This window comes from Cytobacillus sp. QJM3NY_8 (assembly GCF_056173585.1).
Window position 1 is genome coordinate 3,793,998 of the sequence record NZ_CM149681.1, and the last position, 19,555, is coordinate 3,813,552.

The window sequence follows — 19,555 nt, forward strand, 5'->3', positions numbered from 1 at the left end:
CAAAAAATATAAGTATATTAGCAATAATTCCAGGCAAAAGCCTTCTAATTATCACCAATATAATATATGAAAGTTTTGCCCAGAATGTGAAAGGATCAATTAACATTAAAAATGGAAGCGGTTTCCGTTTTTGTCTAACTATGAAGAATCATGTCGGAAGTTTGATTTTTTTAAAAACGATGAAAAATAAATTTTCATGATAGGATATAAAAAACAAAACAGTTTCTTGTCCCCTTTTTCATTTACCGGGCTGCGGGGAAGAAATTTCTCCGCGAATCAATATTCTGAGGAGGCAATATCATGAATGTTCACGAACTAAAAATGAAGTTTCATCAGCTGCGGGAGTATACTCCTGAAAATGTTAATGAATTATTGGATTTTGCTAAAAAGGCCTATATCCATAATGAAATTTCCAGTACAGATTATCGAAATCTCGTTCGTGAGCTTGAAGCTCAAGGAGCGGCCGTTCCGGAAAGCTACAAAGATAACACCCTCCAGGATTCAGTAAATGCATAAGAAATATTTAAAAAAGGGACCCTATTTCAGGTTCCCTTTTTTTCTTCACCTACTAATTTTATCAATTGCTTTAGGACATACACGGCCGAATTAACATAATTAATGAACCTGGTTTTGCTTGTTTCAGGGAAAAATGCCTGAATGGAGACCAGTTCAATATGTTCAGCAGCAGATTCAATCTGCTGAGGATAAAGATTTCGGGGTTTATGAATGCCAATCCACTCCAGGGCTTCTTCTTTCCATCTTTCATTTATGGATTTAACATCATCGGCAAAAGGTTTGACTTCATTATAAAAATCACCCTTCTCACCTGATTCCTTAACCTTTTTAAACCTGCTGTCTGAGATTTCCACACATTCAAGCAGCTGTTCTGTCATTTGCAGCAGGGAATTTTCATGAACCATTCAGCATCAACTCCAATTAGAATAGCGGAAGGCGCCCGCTTAATAAAGGCACGCAGACTAAAACGCCACGTCCGGTGGCAACGTCTGCATGACCCACATCCTCCCAAAAGCTATCGCTTTCGGTCGTGCGATGTTTATGCTGACGAAGCCTTCCATGTCCTGTGGGCCTCATACATAAGACTCTTTAACCTTTTGGACGGATTGGCTTAGACCCGAGAGCCGATGGCGCCTGGAGCTAGACAGTTTTCTAACTTCAGATCTTATACGCTTTATTAAAAAATAAAAGTAGCTAGTCAACATTAGCTACTGAAGGATACTGCTATTCTATGCCACTTAGAAGCCAAGTTCAAGCTTCATTGCTGCTGACCTTTTTGTATCTTCTATATTGTCTGCCTCAGACCTGATTACCGTCATGCCCTCTTCAATCGCTTCCAGCCTGCTTTCGCAAACCTCCAGTTTTTCTGACTGTTCATAATACCAATCCTGGCGAAGCCCAGACAAATTAGACTCCAGGACATTTTCAAGCTCTTCCAGCTGATCATATATTTCTGTAAGCATGGCCAGCAATTCATCTTTTTCTACCATTTTTCCCTGCATACAAAAAACCTCCCGATTTCTTTTTCTCCTTGCTTCCTGCAATAAATACGACGAAGGATACAGTGAAAATTTTGCTGTGTGCCTACATAATTCTATTTCGTTTGTAGGTTTCCTCCATGCATGACAAAACTAGAAGTGATTCGTCAAAGAAAGTTCTTATTTGCATGGCAGCAACATGGTTTCGACAGCCCCCGGAAGAATGAAAACAGCGTCATTGAACAAACTAATTAACGGAGGTGTAATGTAATGGCAAAAAAAGAAAAAGAAAAAGAAAAACAAAATAAAGCACAGCCGAAAAAGCTGGAAGAAACAAAAACAGGCTATGGCAATAAGAAACTTGAAGGCCCTGACCGCCCTTCAACTTAAAAGAACAAAGGCGGAAGCGCCTTGATCAGCCCCGACAGGCATAAGACGAATCACGCAGATTTCTGGAGTGATTTGGCTTATGACCCGAGGGGCTAGGCGCTGGAGCTGGATGCAGATATTTTTTCATCAAAGTTATCCACATTGTTATATTTTATAATTTCATAGACATTGTAAAAAGCAAGGGATTCCTTGCTTTTTTTCACTTTTCCGCTAACAAAGCAAGCGAAATAATTTCCCCAGCTTTGCAGCAGTATGAAGCTGTTTCTGCTTATGCAAATACCATTTGGTAATATGGACAGGGTGCTTTAAGACAACCGATTCAGATGCCCATTTACTTTTAATGCGTTTTTTTTCGGACCAATCATTAAATTGATGAATGTGATGGGTGATTATCGGGTATGTACAGCGTAAGAAAGGGGTGGTTCTCCGTTGTCTTCCCTCAAAGTATTTCTCATAATCATGTCTTGAACCAGTATGAATTGTGCCTGAAGCAAATTCATACACGTCCCCATAATAGCTGGTGTCAAATAAGATTTCTGCCAGCCGTTTTCCAAGATCAATTCTTTTCGACACCGAGCGGAAACCATTGACACTTGCCCCGTATAATTCCCCTTTACAAGTAGGGAAGATTACAGAACTAAAATGAAGATAGTCCTGAAAGGAAAAAAGCAATGAATGAAAAACTTTATTCTTATAAATTTCATGTTCCATTACAGGTTCTTGGATAACATTTTGTTCATTGATAATCAGTGAAATCATTAACCTCTTTTTATTTCTATTTTTCCAGAAAGAAAGCCACTCCTGTTCCATAAATGCCGATACACGAAAAATTTTTAATAAATGAAACATTGGCCTATTTATTTTCGTCGAATAATGATAGAGGAGCAATTGCGGAAATGCATCCTGAAAAATCAGCCAATTGGCCCTTTCATATGTAATATAAAGCATGTCCCGCAATTTCTTTCCTATCAATTTAGGAAAACAGTTTCCTTCAAGATCACACATATTCCAGCCGGCATTTCGAGACACCATGGAGGCAAGAAACGCCCAGCGTATCTCAGGATGCTTTTTATAAAATCTGAAATATGCTTCCGTTCTTGAAATATTGTCCAGGTTATATTTTGCAGTCATCTTCATAATATGATCCATTATTGCCTGTTCCTTTTTCTCATGGCTATTCAAGAATTTCCCAGGAAGAAACATCGCATTTCACCTCAGAAAATGAATGGTCTGTATTTGGCCAGCAGGCAGACACTCCAAATGACTCTGTAAAACGAATAAAACTGGAAAGTAACGCTCAAATGGAGTTTCCTATATACTTTGTTATTTAGAACTTTTTATTCAACCAAATCATGCTTACTTTTGTTATTATAGGGAGTAGTTTAAAACGAGGTGAATGCATGAATTTCCATTATCCTAATGGCAGGAGATATACTCCTTCTCCCAATAGCGCCAAAAAATTAACACCAGAGAAGAAATGGACCTACAGCAATCGTGGAATGACACTGGAGGAAGATATAAACGAAACGAATGAATTCTATCTGGAACATGGAATAGCCACTATTCATAAAAAACCAACGCCTGTTCAAATCGTCCAGGTTGATTATCCAAAGAGAAGTGCGGCAGTTATTAAAGAAGCATATTTCAAACAAGCATCAACAACAGATTATAATGGTGTGTATAAAGGGAGATATATTGATTTTGAAGCAAAAGAAACTCAGAACACGACCTCCTTCCCTCTAAAGAATTTTCATGAACACCAGGTGAAGCACATGGAGAAGGTATTAGCCCAGCAAGGGATTTGTTTTGTTCTTCTCCGCTTTTCTGCTACCGAAGAAGTTTTCCTTTTAGAGGCACATTATTTGCTCTCATACTGGGAGAGAATGAAGGCTGGGGGAAGAAAATCAATTACCAAGGGGGAAATCGAAATGCATGGCCACCACATTCCGCTTGGATTTCAGCCCAGAATTGACTATATTAAGATAATAGATTATCTTTATACCCTTAAATAAGTTTTTTTACAGTTCCATTGTCAAGAAAGGATGAACATAGATATGACTGAAAAATATCAATCAAGAGAGGAGCGCCGCAAACAGCAATCCAAGCCTAAAAAGAAGGGCAGAAAAAAAGGCACAGGCACTTTTAAACGTATTTTCCTAATTTTAATTGCCCTCGGGATTGCTGGAATGCTTATAGGAGCAGGCGCTTTTGCTTTTATGGTGAAAGACGCACCAAAGCTTGATGAAAAATTGCTGAAGGATCCAATTTCTTCACAGATTTACGATATGGAGGGCGAATTCATTACTGATGTAGGCTCCGAAAACCGTGATTATGTCGCTTATGAAGACATACCAAAACTAGTGGAAGACGCGTTTTTGGCAACTGAGGATGTTCGCTTTTACAAACATAATGGCATGGACTTAATTCGATTAGGCGGTGCAGTAATAGCCAACGTAACTCGCGGATTTGGTTCTGAAGGGGCAAGTACGATTACCCAGCAGGTGGTAAAGAACTCCTTCTTAAATAATGAAAAAACGCTAAGCAGGAAAGCCCAGGAAGCCTGGCTCGCATTCCAGCTTGAGCGCAAGTATACAAAACAGGAAATCTTTGAGATGTATGTGAACAAGATTTACATGTCAGAAGGGCATGGAGTTTTAACGGCATCGAAAATCTTTTTTGATAAAGAACTAGATGAGCTGGAGCTGCATGAAGCGGCCCTCTTAGCCGGCATGCCGCAAAGCCCGAACAATTATAATCCTTTTGATCATCCTGACAAGGCAGAGAAAAGGAGAAATATTGTCCTTTCACTGATGAATCAGCATGGTTTCATTACAAAAGAACAAATGGAAGCAGCCCAAAAAGTTCCTGTGGAATCTACACTTGTGGCTGAAGAGAAAAGAGAAACAAACGAATCAAAATATGATTCTTTCATCGATGTTGTCTTGGATGAAGTAGAAAAGAAATACCCGGATCTTAACCCATATTCTGATGGATTAAAAATTTATACGACCCTGGATCCAAATGCACAGAAACACGTAGAAAACATCTTAAACACTGATGCAGCGGTAGCGTATCCAGATGACGAATTCCAGGCAGGAATCACTTTGCTGGATACAAAAACTGGGGAAATAAGAGCAATTGGCGGCGGTCGCAACCAGGAAGTAAAACGCGGGTTTAACTATGCTGTAGATCAAAAAAGACATGCTGGTTCAACTTTTAAACCGATTGTCGATTATGGCCCAGCAATCGAGTATCTAAAATGGGGAACCTACCAGACTATTGTTGATGAACCCCACACATATTCCGGCGGAACAAAAATTAATAACTGGGACGGAAAACATATGGGCCCTATGTCCATGCGTGAAGCCCTCGCCCGTTCACGTAATATCCCGGCCCTGAAAACCCTTCAGGAAGTAGGAACTGATAAGGCTTTAGAATTCACCAATAGATTAGGCATCCCAATGGAAGAAATGTATGAGTCATATTCTATCGGCGCATATGAGGTTTCCTCTCTGCAGGTAGCCGGCGCATATAGTGCTTTTGGGAATAATGGCTTTTACACTGAGCCTCATGCCATCAAGCAAATTGAAATGCGTGACGGCACGAAGCTTGACTTGAAACCAGAGTCTGAAGTAGTGATGAAAGATTATACAGCATTTATGATTAGTGACATGCTGAAAAGTGTAGTTAAATCTTCATATGGAACTGGCCGACAGGCAGATGTTCAAGGATTGCCTGTAGCAGGAAAAACAGGAACTACAAACTACACTGATGAACAGGAACAGGAATGGGGAATTCCTAGTGGTGCTGTGCCTGATGCATGGTTTGCAGGTTATACGACGAACTATACAGCAGCTATATGGACCGGCTATCAGGATAGAAAAAACTATATCCCTGCAGGCGATGAGCAAAAAATTGCGCAAAGACTTTTCAGCAGTCTAATGGCACATGTTTCAGAAGGAAAAGAAACAGAAGACTTCAAGGTCCCTAACTCCGTGGAGGAGGTTGCCATTGAAAAAGGAAGCAACCCTGCCAAACGGGCAAGCCAATTTACACCTAAGGACCAAATCATTTATGAATATGCTGTAAAAGGCAATGCTCCGACACAAGTGTCTGAGAAGTTTGATAAACTCGACTCCCCTTCTGGCCTGTCAGCGAACTTTGACCAGGAGACAAATGAAATTGCATTATCATGGGAATACCCAGAAGACGCAGAAGGCACTCAATTTGAAGTGACGGTATCCGTAAATGAAGGCGGAGATCAGCAGCTTAGCGTCACTTCTGAAAAAGGCTTAAAAATTGCCAACCCTCAGCCAGGAGCTGTTTATACCTTTAAAGTAACAGCATTTAAAGGTGATCAGCAAAGTGATCCTGCCTCTGTAAAAGTAGAAATCCCTGATCCAGGCGTCATCGAAGAAGATGAAACTGAAGGTGAAGGACAAGATGGAACTGGCGAAGAGGAACAGGAAGGTCAAGAAGGACAAAATGGTGAAGACGGCCAGGACGGAAACCAAGATGGCGACGGTTCTGGAAATGGTGAAGGTGAAGGTTCCGGTGATGGTTCCGGAGATGGCGAAGGAGCCGGAAACGGTGAAGGTAATGGTGAAGGTTCCGGAGATGGCGACACCGGTACCGGAGAAGGAAATGGAGCGGGTGCTGGAGATACAGGAGATACTGGAGATACTGGAGGTACTGGAGGTACTGGAGGTACTGGCAGCGGCGGAAACGGCAATGGCAGCGGCACTTCAGGCTCGAGCGGTTCTGGAAATGGATCTGGCACATAACTAAATAGAAATGAAGAGCTGGCTCAGGGTTGAGTCAGCTCTTTTTTTATCTTTGTCCTGCTGAGGTTTTATGGAATGGACGGTATTGGTACAATTGTGTCCGGGTAATTCGTGATTGTAGGCAGCTTCCTCCTTTGGCGCTCGGATTCTTTGAAGTTGTGCGCGATTCTGTTGGGTTCGCGCGGATCCCGGTCTTTTGCGCGTGCATTTCTTCCGTTTGTGCGCGGTTTCCTCACTTTCCGCGCTGTTTAATGAGATTTTTGCGCTGAGACCTTTGGATTCGCGCGAGTCTCGGTCTTTTGTGCGCCCATTTCTCCGGTTTGTGCGCACTTTCTCTCCTTTTACGCGCGGCTTTTTTGGAGTTGTGCGCGATACTTTTGGGTTTGCGCGGGTTCGGGTCTTTTACGCTCGCATTTCTTCCGTTTGTGCGCGCTTTCCCTTCTTTTGCACGCGGCTTAATGGGATTTATGCGCGGGACTTTTGGGTTTGCGGCGCGGGTCCTGGTCTTTTACGCTCGCATTTCTTCCGTTTGTGCGCGCTTTCCCTCCTTTTGCGCGCGGCTTAATGGGATTTATGCGCGGGACTTTTGGGTTTGCGCGGGTCCTGGTCTTTTACGCTCGCATTTCTTCCGTTGTGTGCGCTTTCCCTCCTTTTGTGCGCGGGTTCCGGTCTTTTACGCTCGCATTTCTTGTGCGCGCTTTCTCTCCTTTCGCGCGCGGCCTTAATGGGGTTTATGCGCGGGACTTGTAGTTCGCGCAGGCTATTGTTTTCTCTAGCCATAGAAAAAAGCGCCTATCATTTAAAGGCGCTTTCTCTTCGATTTTTCCAATGCAAGCATCTTCATATATTGCTTTTCCATTTCAGACATTAGTTCAGACAGCTGTATATAAGAATGATAAAAAGCCGGTCGTGCAAAAATGAAATTCAGCCGTTCCTTAAGGTTCACTGGCTTTATTGGCAATTCTCCAGGATCTGACTGAAGGTTTACCGGCTTGCTGTTTGCCCAATACAATAGCTGTAAAAATACTCCCAAAGATACTTTCATCGGATCTAATGCTGCCTTCTGGTCCCGGTTCGAAAAGTGCATACCCAGAAGATGTTTCTGCCCTGCCCACTCATTCATTAAGACAGGAATAAATTTTTCGCTGGTTTCCCAAGGCCTTACAGCAGGTATGCCCCTATAAAAAGCCGCTTCATATAGAAATGGCGGTAGAGGCTGATAAGCGGAAAGGGATCCTTCTTTTACAGCCAATGAATCATTCATTTTGTAAAACAGGGAATGGCATAATTGTTCTGTAACAGGAATGACTATCTCCCCGGTCATTTTGCTTGCTTCACCTTCATACGTTTCTTGCCTTCCCGGCATAAATCTAGCAGAGGGCAAATCTCACATTGAGGATTCTGTGCCTTACAGTGATATCTCCCAAAAAAGATCATACGATGATGAGTAATTGACCATTCATCCATCGGCACTTTCTTCATTAATGTCTTTTCAACTTCCAGTACAGAGTCCTTCCAGCGGCAGAAGCCAAGCCTTTTGCTTACTCGTTCAACATGAGTATCGACTGCAATAGCAGGCACTCCATAAGCCACTGAGACAACGACATTGGCAGTTTTGCGGCCTACTCCAGGAAGCTTTGTCAGCTCATCTCTGTCACGCGGCACTACACCCTCATATTCATCCAGAAGCAATCTGCACAGCTTTTGGATATTTTTAGCTTTGTTGCGATAAAGACCAATTGAGCGGATATCTTCCTGCAGTTCCTCTATGGAAACATTGAGGTAATCCTGGGGTGTTTTATACTTTTGGAACAGGTTTTTTGTCACTTTGTTTACCAGTGCATCAGTACATTGTGCAGATAGTGCTACAGCTATGACTAATTCAAATGGATTGGAATGATTTAATTCACAATGTGCCTCCGGGAACATTTCCCCCATTGCATCAAGGCAGTATCTTATTTGTGTTTTATTTAACAAAGAAATCACCAACTTACTATCTTCAATATTTTGGGTGCAGCTTTAGCCTGCTTACTGTTCAAGCCAATTATAAAAGGGAACAGATTTCGTCGTCTGTGACGGAGTGTCTTCCCTCTTTGTCCTTAGCTGTGCCTGGTTCTGCCTGAATTTTTTTCCATAGCTTTTAGCCTGTTCAATCGTTTTTATGCCATTCTTTTTCCACTCAAAAAGAATCCTGTCTATATATCTGAAATTCAGTTTGCCGGACAGGACAGATTCTCTTAATGCAGCTTTTATAATATGGGGATCATGATGATCATCATCCATCCAGAGCGCAAGTGTTTCACATTCAAAAGGTGAAAGCGGCCTGCCGAATTCCCTTTCAAAGCAAGTATAAAGATCTGTTTCCTCCTGCTGTATCTTAACAGCTTCCTCTTTCTTGCCGCTGAGCAGAAACTGATCAATGAGCTTCTCCCAAAGCGGATCTAGATGGTATTTTTCATATCTGATGCCATCAGCAGAGTAGCTATCTTTGATATCAAAAAATCCTTTTTGGATTAGTTTCCTTAGCATATCCGTACATTCAGCCACAGAAATGGTCATGCGCGAAGATAATTCTACAGGGGTGGGAAATTCATTCCCATGTTCAATATAGGAAATTACATGAAGAATTAAGACGAGTTCATGCTCATTCAAATTCATTTCTTTATATTGAGAAAGCAGGACTCCAGGTATTGAAATATTTCCTTCCTGAAGCCATTTTAATAAACTATTTTTAGACATTCGGGACACCTCCTTCTCAGTATATCATGAACACAGTGGCCAAAGTGAGATGAAAAACCGGTAACTTTTCCATGAAGATTCAGCTTGACTGCTTTCTTCTGGAAGATGTTGCGGGAATCTGAAGAAGCAAAAAATCCGCGGAAGGCGGATTTCTGCTTTATCTATCAGTTTTTTAAAAAATTATGGATATAGGCGGTTTAATAAACGAGGAAAAGGAATTGTTTCACGTACATGCTCGACGCCGCTTATCCACGCAACTGTTCTTTCAAGTCCAAGACCAAATCCCGAATGCGGTACGGACCCATATTGACGAAGCTCCAGGTACCATTTGTAAGCATCCCTATCTAACTTATGTTCATCAAGGCGCTGCTTTAGAAGGTCATAGTCGTGAATACGCTCAGAGCCACCGATGATTTCTCCATACCCTTCAGGTGCAATCAAGTCGGCACATAATACAACATCTTCTCTTGATGGATCAGGCTGCATATAGAATGGTTTCAGTGAAGTTGGATAGTGTGTGATAAAGACTGGCTTATCATAGCTTTCTGCAATTGCTGTCTCATGCGGTGCACCAAAGTCGTCTCCCCACTGGATATCATCAAAACCTTTTTCCTGAAGAAACTTAATTGCTTCATCATACGTGATGCGCGGGAATGGTGCCGTAATTTTTTCAAGTTTCTCCGTATCACGGCCTAGTGTTTTGAGTTCAATTGAACAGTTCTTAAGAACAGATTGTACAATATGAGCTACATATTCTTCCTGTACTTTCAGGTTATCATCAAACTCACAGAAAGCCATTTCAGGTTCAATCATCCAAAATTCGATTAAATGACGGCGAGTTTTGGATTTTTCAGCACGGAAGGTCGGCCCGAATGAAAATACTTTTCCAAGAGCCATAGCAGCTGCCTCCATATAAAGCTGGCCGCTTTGTGATAAATAAGCATCTTCATCAAAATACTTTGTCGCAAAAAGTTCCGATGTACCTTCTGGGGCGCTTCCCGTCAAAATTGGAGGGTCAACCTTTGAAAAACCTTGCTCGTTGAAAAACTCATAAGTTGCCCGGATAATTTCATTTCTGATTTTCATGACTGCATGCTGTCGGCGGGAGCGCAGCCATAAGTGACGATTGTCCATTAGGAATTCAGTTCCATGTTCTTTAGGAGTAATCGGATAGTCCACAGCCTGATGAATAACTTCCAGGCCTGTAACCAGCATTTCAAATCCGAAAGGTGAACGCTCATCCTTTTGAATCTTGCCAGTAACATAAACAGAAGATTCCTGTGTAACTGATTTTGCACCCTGGAAAATCTCTTCCGGCACTTCCGCTTTCACTACAACACCTTGAATAAAACCAGTCCCATCGCGCAGCTGTAAAAATGCAATCTTTCCGCTTGAGCGCTTGTTGGCAATCCAAGCTCCAATCGTAACTTCCTGATCAACATATTTATGAACTTGAGAAATTGTTGTTTTTATCAATTTATGTTCCCTCCAAAAAAATCTAAGCAATCACTTCTTATGTAACGCTATATATTATACCTTCAAGCACATTGACAAGCAATATTAGTAATATTTTAAGTGTTCTTACGAAAAATACAGAAGGAGGCCGGATATAATCCAGCGCTCCTGTTTCACAAAAATTAGAAAGTCCAAAATTTTGAACGTCGATAACTTTCTAGCGTAAGCAGCCTACCGTCTCGAGGTGTCGGCGTGGGCAAGGCGCTTCCGCTTTTCTTTACTTCATGTTCTTTTCTACAAATCCATGCATCCGTTCCACAGCTTTTTCTAATAATTCAAGAGAAGTTGCATATGATAAACGGATATTATCCGGAGAGCCAAAACCAGAACCTGGAATTACTGCAACCATCGCTTCCTCAAGAAGAGCCTTAACAAATTCATCGACACTCTCAAAACCGGTCAATTCTGCTGCCTTTTTCACATTGGGAAACAGGTAAAATGCTCCTTGTGGTTTTACACAAGTAAAGCCTGGAATGCTGATTAATTTATCATAGATAACATTTAATCGATGTTCGAATGCTTCTCTCATTTCTTCCAGTGTATCCTGTGATCCGGCATATGCAGCGATTGAACCATATTGTGCTGTTGTTGTCGGGTTGGATGTGCTGTGGCTGGCAAGGTTGGTCATGGCCTTAATAATATTCTTATTACCTGCTGCATATCCAATTCTCCACCCTGTCATGGAATGAGACTTGGATACCCCATTAATGATAATGGTTTGTTCTTTAAGTTCAGGTGAAATTTCAGCAATCGAAGTATGCTGGTGGCCGCCATATACCAGTTTTTCATAGATTTCATCAGAAATGATAAGGACATTATGCTTTAAACAAACCTCGCCAAGCTCCTTTAATTCCTCCGCTGAATAAAGCATGCCGGTCGGGTTGCTTGGTGAGTTAATAATCACTGCCTTGGTTTTGTCAGTTAGGCTTTTAGCCAGCTGTTCCGGTGTGATCTTAAAATCATTCTCTTCTCTTCCCTCTGCATAAACAGGAATACCTCCTGCTAGTTTAACCTGTTCAGGATAGCTGACCCAATATGGAGTCGGGATAATGACTTCATCCCCTTCATTAAGCAAAACCTGGAAAAGTGTATATAAGCCATGCTTTGCACCATTGGTAACGATGATTTCTGAAGCGTCATACTCAAGTCCCTGGTCTTTTTTAAACTTGTTTGCGATTTCTTTCTTTAATGCTGGAAGACCTGCTGAAGCCGTATATTTTGTATGTCCCTCATTCATTGATTTCACTGCTGCATCGATAATATGCTGCGGCGTATTAAAATCCGGCTCGCCTGCTCCCAATCCAATAACATCATGTCCCTGGGCTTTTAGCTCTTTTGCTTTTGCTGTGATTGCCAGAGTTGTTGATGGTGTCAACGCTTTTACTCTTTGTGCCAGTTGAATCTCCATTTGCTTGCTTCCTCCCGATTTTCTCCTGCACTAAGGCGCTGTAATGCCTCAGGCTATAGATTTTCAATTTTTTTTAGCCATTCTCCTGTTTTAAAATCTATATAATAATAATTTATTAAATCACTGCCGGAACGGTAATGAATTTCCCATAATGGAATATTTTTCTCCATTCCAAGCCGCACAGACATGATTTCAGCAGCATTTTTCTCCTGCTTAAGTCTGTTAATGGCCTCATTTCTGGAAATTCCTTCAGATTCTTTCAGTGTAACGATTTTCCCTTTTTTTTCTGGAACCCACACATATATACTTGTCCCATCATGATCTTTACCCTCGATTACATAGTAGGTCTCAGTGCCATGATATAAATTGAAATCTTCAGTTTCAGCAAGATCTGTTTCCTTTTTCGCAAGCTCTACAGCCTTTGATTCTGCCGCTCTAACCGGCTTCATGCTGTTGAAATAAATTAAAGAGCCTGCTCCAATGCATATGACAAGCAGAATAATGATACCCCATATTGCTCTCTTCATGTCTCAATCACTCTTTTATGTACGATAAATCGTAAAAATCGCTTTATTTTGGTCTTCCTGATCAAGCGCCAAACCGAACATCAAATCTTTTTCTTTTAAAGTTCTGTTCAGTGCATCAACAATTTTATACAGATCCGGGCTTTGCTGGATCTTCACGGTAGATAAAACCTCAATTTTGCTTTCCATTCTGGAATTCCTCCTCAGCCTCTACAATATTTGTAACTTATATACCCAGCCGTTAAGGTTAAACTAATTTTACAAAGAAATAAATCTCAGTAACAGTATAACAGCAGAATTGATTAACTGGTATTAAAACAACTACAAATTTTCTTCTGGTCCATCACGTCAAGCTGCGCCGCAAGCGCAGCTTTTTTCATTTGGCCATTAAATTTTGATTGCTAATTATTTGGCCTGTTGAAAGTGGTAAACTTCCCCCTAAAAGTCATTACCTTCACAAAATATTTCCCTTTGATATTTTGGTGAAGGTATATGTTTATTTGAACTCCTCGCCCTGGAAAATCGTGAATAATTCATAATTAATGTCTGTAAATTTGATGGTGACGGTTCCGTGCTTTCTTGTATAATATACATCAACCCAGGCATCGTTTAACAGCCCGAACAGATCCGAATCATGTTTTATGGATGGTTTATAAAAAAGAATGGCGATCTGCGGATCCAAATGTTTGATCATCTCTTCTGATATGGAATCGTTCCTGCCAAACGCAGGAAGTTTTACAATATTAACATTGGATAACTCTTTTTTCATGAGAAAATCTTTAGATTTTGGACTAGTCGAGTTCATAAATAATACACGATGCCTTGCAAATGTAAAGGAAATATCCATTCCTTCCCCCGATTCATTACCTGCGTAAAGAACTTCTGCAAGCAACCCCGGAAATAGCTGCTGCTTAAAATTCTGATTCCAGGCATGCAGACTAAGGTCACTGATTCCGTTCTCAGCCCTCAACTCAGAAACTGCAGAATCATAGGCAATAATTTCTTTAACCCCAAAATCTTCTATCAGCCATTTAAGGCTGGCCACGTTATATAATTCCTCATCTGTCAGGATAATAGCTGAAATCCTATTTACGCCATATAATTCAAGAAGCTTCTTTAATTCTTCCTCTGTTCCTGGCCCGCCGGTGTTAATAAGGACTTTTTCGTCATTTCCATGATGAAGCAAGGAAGCCTCGCCATCAGACAAGGAAAAAAACGTAAAAGCCAGCTCATCACTTTTTAGTTTTAGATCAATGCTTTCCACTTTAACAGGAACTGCTGGTGAATCCTTAGGTATGTAATACCAATTCGTGAACAGTAGCATAAAGGCGAACAGCACGTTCATCTTTCCATTCCTCCTACATATGAACAAAAGCATACTGAGGATTTATAAATAAAGAACCCACAAAATTATAATGCGTTAATCATCTAAATTTATCCTGATAAAAACCAGATGCCTTGTTCTCATAGTAGGATTCCGGTGAAAATCGCGGAATTTTTTACAGCCAAGTATAAATTAATTCGACAATTTCATCAATATTACTTTTCTGGACAGGAATAGGCGGAATGGAATCCAGAAATGCCTTTCCATACCTTGCGGTGATAATTCTTCGGTCAAATATCACGATGACTCCTCTATCCGAACTTGTTCTAATTAATCTCCCGACACCTTGCTTAAAGCGGATAACTGCTTCGGGCAATGAGTATTCGGAAAACGAATTTTTTCCTTCCTTTGCAATTTGCTCATTTTTCGCCTGTGCCATCGGTTCATCTGGAGGTGAAAATGGCAGCCTGACAATTACAAGACAGGAAAGATCCTCACCAGGGATATCCACACCTTCCCAAAAGCTGCTTGTCCCTAAAAGAATGGCTTTATCAAATCGCTGAAAATTCCTCGTAAGTCTTGATCTGCTTCCGCTTGTAACACCCTGGGCAATGAGAACATAATCCTCCAGGAACCCTGATTCCTTTATAAGCTCATAGGTTCTTCTTAACATCTCATGCGAAGTGAAAAGAATCAGCATTCTTCCTTTCGCTGCTTCCGCAATTGAAATTATATGCTCGGTAATTGATGCCACATACTCCTCGAGCGGTACTGCATTCACTTCAGGCAAATCATCAGAAATCACTAGCTTAACCTGCCTTTGATAATCAAAAGGAGATTGAATTTGCTTTAGAGTGCATTGCTGTTCCTCAAGCCCTAGTTCCTTTAGAATAAAACTGAAAGAATTTTTCACAGATAAAGTGGCAGATGTAATGACCGTACTTTCCTTTTGGCTGAAGAATTGTTCATTAAGATATTCAGAAACTGATACAGGCTGTGCATAAACAGTTGTAGCATTTTGTGCAGAGCGAGTATCCATTTCAATCCAAACAACAAATTCCCGGGACGGCAAGTGAAAGATATGGTTTAAATCCTCATACATTCCCCTTAAATCATCCAGAATGGAAGCCACTTCCTCCATTAATGCCTTCTCCTCAAGAGAAAGAGCTGATTTAATATTTGTAACTGCTCCTACACGGCTGTCTATGCCCTGGATCAATTCCTTAAGCATAAATTTAAAACGTTCGGCACTCGCTAATACGACATTCGTTTCCTTGTTATCAGCATTTCTATTAAATCGGACCGTAATTCGATTTACGCTTTTTTTTGCTTTTGTATATTTTTTAGCATAAATCGCTATAACTCTAAACAACTCATCCATTTCATGAATAATGTCAGCTATTGTTTGGTTGATTTCAAAAGAATGCATGACATCATCAGGTGCCGCTGCTTTCTCTTCCACCAGCTTTTCAAGCTTATAATACAGCTGCTTCTGTTCAAATAATCCAATTTGACCAAGCATCAGCCGAACTGATAGATAATCAAGCTTATTGCCAAAATGTTTCCCAGAAGCCTTAACAAAATGATGTCCCTCATCGATCACCACATGGCTGAATTCAGGCAAAATAACATTATCTGCTGTTAGATCCGTTAAAAGCAGTGAGTGATTCGTAATAATGATATCTGCCTTTTGGGCATCCTTTCTTGCCCTTAGATAAAAATCTCTGGAAATCCAAGACTTATCCTGTAAAAAAGCTGTTTCATCATTCTTTATCCTGCTCCAGTAAATCATCCCGCCGCTTGACAGGTTTAATTCATCAATATCACCTGTGTCAGTCTCCAGCAGCCAGACAAGAATCTGCATTTTGCTAAGGGTTGTATCATAATTATCTTCATCATCTCTTAACGTTTGAGCGAACTTCGCAAGGCTGATATAATGGCTTCTTCCCTTCAGCAATACAGCTTTAAGCGGGAATGGCAGCATTTTTTGAAGCAGTGGAACATCCTTCCTCAGCAGCTGCTCCTGAAGCTGTGTTGTATATGTACTGATAATAACAGTTCTTCCGCTTTCCTTTGCATAAACAGCTGATGGAACAAGATATGCCAAGGACTTCCCAACACCAGTGCCTGCCTCAATCAATGCATGCCGTTTATTTTTGAACGCTCCATAAACCGAATCCATCATGATAAACTGGCCTTCTCTTTTTTCAAAAGAAGGGAAGGCTTTAATGAACATTTCCAGCTTTTCCTCTTCACTGAAAGGAAAGCCCTGAAATTCGGAGCCTGCTAGTTCCCGTGGTTTCATTTCTTTTTTCAGTGCAATCCCTCTGTGAACTTCAATCCCATCATCTAAATAACCAATCCTACTTTCATTAACCGCAATGAACTCGTCCAATAATATATCAAGATCACTCTTTAAGCCTCCAGACAGCTTATGCAGCAGGTCTATGGTGTTATGGGGAAGGTTTTTAAGCTTATTCAATAATATTAACAGGAGCTCAGCGGTCACATACGCATCACTGTCTGCCTGATGGGGACGTTCATGATTAAGGCCTTCCCGGAGTGCAAGATCAGATAATTTAAAGCTATCTGCAGTCGGAAAAAGAATACGGGCCATCTCAACTGTATCAAGAACAGGACCGTAAAATCCGTTATATCCTGCCTCAATTAATTCTTCCTGTAAAAAAGATAAATCAAATAAAACATTATGAGCCACAAAATAAGCACCCTCAAGCAAAGTCAAGACTTTAGGGGCAATTTCCGAAAAGAGCGGGGCATTCTCGACCATTTCATCTGACAATCCTGTCAGTTCTTCTATAAACGGGGGGATGGATTGCTCCGGGTTTACAAGGGAGGAGTATTCCTCTGTGATTTTTCCGTTTTCAATCACCACAGCAGCAAATTGTATCATTTTATCGCCTTTTTTCGGGGCGTTCCCGGTTGTTTCCAAATCCACTACAACATATTTATTACCCATGGCTAACACCTCAATATTCAGTCATTCAAACGGTATCATAAAAACGGAAAAAGAAAAAGGCAAATAGCTTTTCCCCTTATTATTTTTCTTCCACTTGAACTATGCAGTTATTCAGGCTGTTTATAAAAAAGAGCTGAATCTCCATAGGAGTTCAGCACTTTATAAAACTCTATTTAAAAAACTGTACTTTCCGGCTCTGCATGTATCATGTCAGCGATCCGATTGCTGCTGTCCATTATCGCTACCTTTGGTTCATGATAAGGCACCTTTTCATCAGGAACGAGAGCATATGAAATGATAATGACAATATCCCCTTCCTGTACAAGGCGTGCAGCTGCACCATTAACACAGATTACGCCGCTCCCTCTTTCACCGGGTATAATATAGGTTTCAAATCGTGCTCCATTGTTATTATTAACAATTTGAACTTTCTCATTGGGAGCCATGCCTACTGCTTCAATAATGTCTGTATCGATAGTGATGCTGCCAACATAATTAAGATTGGCTTCTGTTACTGTTGCACGATGGATCTTGCCATTCATCATGGTGCGAAACATGCTGTCTTCCTCCCTTAGCTTTGTTTTTTTACTGATATTATAGCGTTATCTATTAAACGGGCCTTTGAGAATTTAACGGCCATTGCGATGATGATTTTACCTTCCAGGCGGGAAAGCTGTTTAAGGTGGGGATAGGATAGGATTTCAATATAATCTATTTCCCCGCTTGTATTTTTTGTGATGAATTCCTTCATGCAGGCTAGAATCTTCCGGGGATCTTGTTCCCCTTCATCTATAGCGGACTCCGCCATCTTAAGACTTTGGTGGAGAGCTGCTGCTTGATCTCGTTCTGCCGGAAGAAGATGTACGTTTCTTGAGCTCTTAGCCAATCCATCTTCTTCTCTGAACGTCTGAACAGGGACAATTTCCACTGGAATATTGAAATCTCGTACTAGCCTATCAACAACGGCCACCTGCTGAGCATCCTTCATCCCAAAATATACTTTATCAGGCTGTACAATGTTAAAGAGCTTTATAAGGACCGTTGCAACACCATCGAAATGTCCCGGCCTGGATTTTCCGCATAAAACATCCGTACGATCCTGTACTTTAGCTGTTACAGACGGAGTCTCAGGATACATTTCCTCTGCTGAAGGAAAGAAGATGTAGTCATTCCCCTCTTTCTCTGCAAGGCTGCTGTCACGCTCGAAATCCCTGGGATATGTCGCTAAATCTTCTTTAGGGCCGAATTGAAGCGGATTGACAAAGATGCTTACCACTGTCACATCATTTTCTTCTCTGGCGGCACTTAATAAGGAGAGATGACCTTCGTGTAAATAACCCATTGTCGGGACGAATCCAATTGTCTTTCCTTCCCTCTTAAGCTGTAAAGCAATACTTTGCATTTCTCTTATATCAGTAATCGTTCTCATGCTTTTCCTCCGTACAAGCTCAGCACCTCTTCCTCTTTCATCTTGAAGGAATGGGAATCATCAGGAAATGATCCGTTCTTCACTTCTGCTGAATAAGCTGCAAGACTATCGCCGATAATTGGGTTCAGGTTTTCATACTGTTTCACAAACTTTGGAACACGCTCTACACCGTATCCCAATACATCATGGTAAACAAGAACCTGTCCATCTGTATCCTTGCCGGCCCCTATCCCAATGACAGGAATCGTCAATTCTTCAGTAATCTGCTTTGCCAGCTGTTTTGGAACACACTCAAGGACAAGAGCGAAAGCTCCAGCCCTCTCACATTCTCTGGCATCATCAATCAGCTTTCTGGCTGCTTCAGCGTTTTTCCCCTGAACTTTATATCCCCCAAGGACCCCCACAGATTGTGGTGTCAGGCCCAGGTGGGCAACAACAGGAATGCCTGCTTTTGTTAACGCTCCAATTTGTTGTGCGACTTCATCACCGCCTTCAAGCTTAACAGCATGTGCCCCTGTTTCCTGAATGAGCCTTGCTCCATTTATAAGTGTATCTTTTGCGGACAAGTGATAGCTCATAAACGGCATATCAATCACAATAAATGTATTTTTTGCTCCACGTTTGACAGCCTTTCCATGATGAATCATATCCTCCATTGTAACTGGAACAGTTGAATCATAGCCCAGCACTACCATCCCAAGCGAGTCCCCCACAAGAATCATGTCCACATTGGCCCCTTCGGCCTGTTTGGCAGCAGGGAAATCATAAGCTGTCAGCATTACAATTTTCTCTTCATTTTCCTTCATTTTTAGAAAATCAGTTGTTTGCTTCATCATTCGTCCTCCTTATGCAGGAAGAGGCAATAAAACTTCCAAATGAGTTAAAAAACAGAACATTAAAAAATCCTTCTGTAGGCAGAAGGATTTTGCAATAGCTCATATATCAGTTCATCCCTCTGTCCCGGTCCATTTT

General features: G+C 41.2%; 18 protein-coding genes. 3 read left to right on the top strand and 15 right to left on the bottom strand.

Annotated elements, in window-relative coordinates; all coding sequences use genetic code 11:
- Positions 1-300 precede the first annotated feature (300 nt).
- Positions 301-516, top strand: a complete 216-nt coding sequence (locus AC0VZ9_RS19510; protein ID WP_009332703.1) for a YppF family protein — start codon at positions 301-303, stop codon at positions 514-516.
- 26 nt (positions 517-542) lie between these two features.
- Here AC0VZ9_RS19510 and AC0VZ9_RS19515 read toward each other — a convergent pair whose 3' ends face one another.
- The 3 genes from AC0VZ9_RS19515 to AC0VZ9_RS19525 form a co-directional block, all read right to left on the bottom strand.
- Complete coding sequence (locus AC0VZ9_RS19515; RefSeq protein ID WP_019379766.1) at positions 543-920, bottom strand: YppE family protein; 378 nt, start codon at positions 918-920, stop codon at positions 543-545.
- 333 nt (positions 921-1,253) lie between these two features.
- Entirely contained in the window at positions 1,254-1,517 is a 264-nt protein-coding gene (locus tag AC0VZ9_RS19520) for a hypothetical protein (protein WP_019379767.1), read from the bottom strand.
- A gap of 576 nt (positions 1,518-2,093) precedes the next feature.
- The gene (locus AC0VZ9_RS19525; protein ID WP_475396644.1) at positions 2,094-3,086 is read right to left on the bottom strand and encodes a DUF2515 domain-containing protein; all 993 of its coding nucleotides are present in this window, start codon (positions 3,084-3,086) and stop codon (positions 2,094-2,096) included.
- Between the two features lie 197 nt (positions 3,087-3,283).
- Here AC0VZ9_RS19525 and recU point away from each other — a divergent pair, with 197 nt between their 5' ends.
- Positions 3,284-3,895, top strand: a complete 612-nt coding sequence (gene recU, locus AC0VZ9_RS19530) for a Holliday junction resolvase RecU (protein WP_009332707.1) — start codon at positions 3,284-3,286, stop codon at positions 3,893-3,895.
- A 42-nt stretch (positions 3,896-3,937) separates the two neighbouring features.
- Complete coding sequence (locus AC0VZ9_RS19535) at positions 3,938-6,667, top strand: PBP1A family penicillin-binding protein (RefSeq protein WP_475396645.1); 2,730 nt, start codon at positions 3,938-3,940, stop codon at positions 6,665-6,667.
- A 799-nt stretch (positions 6,668-7,466) separates the two neighbouring features.
- On the opposite strand, the gene AC0VZ9_RS19540 is transcribed toward AC0VZ9_RS19535, so the two are convergent.
- The 12 genes from AC0VZ9_RS19540 to panB all read right to left on the bottom strand — a co-directional run bounded on the left by AC0VZ9_RS19540 (position 7,467) and on the right by panB (position 19,416).
- The gene (locus AC0VZ9_RS19540; RefSeq protein WP_019380438.1) at positions 7,467-7,991 is read right to left on the bottom strand and encodes a YpoC family protein; all 525 of its coding nucleotides are present in this window, start codon (positions 7,989-7,991) and stop codon (positions 7,467-7,469) included.
- Entirely contained in the window at positions 7,988-8,644 is a 657-nt protein-coding gene (nth, locus tag AC0VZ9_RS19545) for an endonuclease III (protein ID WP_009332710.1), read from the bottom strand. Before nth ends, AC0VZ9_RS19540 begins: the two co-directional genes overlap by 4 nt.
- 51 nt (positions 8,645-8,695) lie before the next feature.
- Entirely contained in the window at positions 8,696-9,406 is a 711-nt protein-coding gene (locus tag AC0VZ9_RS19550; RefSeq protein WP_019380439.1) for a DnaD domain-containing protein, read from the bottom strand.
- A gap of 180 nt (positions 9,407-9,586) precedes the next feature.
- A complete protein-coding gene (gene asnS, locus AC0VZ9_RS19555) occupies positions 9,587-10,879 on the bottom strand; it encodes an asparagine--tRNA ligase (RefSeq protein ID WP_157888601.1) in 1,293 nt (430 codons plus the stop codon).
- A 259-nt stretch (positions 10,880-11,138) separates the two neighbouring features.
- Positions 11,139-12,323, bottom strand: a complete 1,185-nt coding sequence (locus AC0VZ9_RS19560; RefSeq protein ID WP_252246548.1) for a pyridoxal phosphate-dependent aminotransferase — start codon at positions 12,321-12,323, stop codon at positions 11,139-11,141.
- Between the two features lie 59 nt (positions 12,324-12,382).
- Positions 12,383-12,856 (bottom strand): cell wall elongation regulator TseB-like domain-containing protein, encoded by a 474-nt coding sequence (locus tag AC0VZ9_RS19565; protein WP_019380442.1) that lies wholly within the window; start codon positions 12,854-12,856, stop codon positions 12,383-12,385.
- A 15-nt stretch (positions 12,857-12,871) separates the two neighbouring features.
- Positions 12,872-13,042 carry a YpmA family protein gene (locus AC0VZ9_RS19570; RefSeq protein WP_009332715.1) on the bottom strand — a complete coding sequence of 57 codons (171 nt, stop codon included), beginning with the start codon at positions 13,040-13,042 and terminating at the stop codon, positions 12,872-12,874.
- A gap of 307 nt (positions 13,043-13,349) precedes the next feature.
- The gene (locus AC0VZ9_RS19575) at positions 13,350-14,198 is read right to left on the bottom strand and encodes a ComEC/Rec2 family competence protein (RefSeq protein ID WP_019380443.1); all 849 of its coding nucleotides are present in this window, start codon (positions 14,196-14,198) and stop codon (positions 13,350-13,352) included.
- A 154-nt stretch (positions 14,199-14,352) separates the two neighbouring features.
- Positions 14,353-17,154, bottom strand: coding sequence for an ATP-dependent DNA helicase DinG (dinG, locus tag AC0VZ9_RS19580; RefSeq protein ID WP_475396646.1), 2,802 nt, complete (start codon positions 17,152-17,154; stop codon positions 14,353-14,355).
- Between the two features lie 173 nt (positions 17,155-17,327).
- The gene (gene panD, locus AC0VZ9_RS19585) at positions 17,328-17,711 is read right to left on the bottom strand and encodes an aspartate 1-decarboxylase (protein WP_009332718.1); all 384 of its coding nucleotides are present in this window, start codon (positions 17,709-17,711) and stop codon (positions 17,328-17,330) included.
- A gap of 14 nt (positions 17,712-17,725) precedes the next feature.
- Positions 17,726-18,583, bottom strand: coding sequence for a pantoate--beta-alanine ligase (gene panC, locus AC0VZ9_RS19590; protein ID WP_475396647.1), 858 nt, complete (start codon positions 18,581-18,583; stop codon positions 17,726-17,728).
- Positions 18,580-19,416, bottom strand: coding sequence for a 3-methyl-2-oxobutanoate hydroxymethyltransferase (panB, locus tag AC0VZ9_RS19595; protein ID WP_475397518.1), 837 nt, complete (start codon positions 19,414-19,416; stop codon positions 18,580-18,582). Before panB ends, panC begins: the two co-directional genes overlap by 4 nt.
- Between the last annotated feature and the right edge of the window lie 139 nt (positions 19,417-19,555).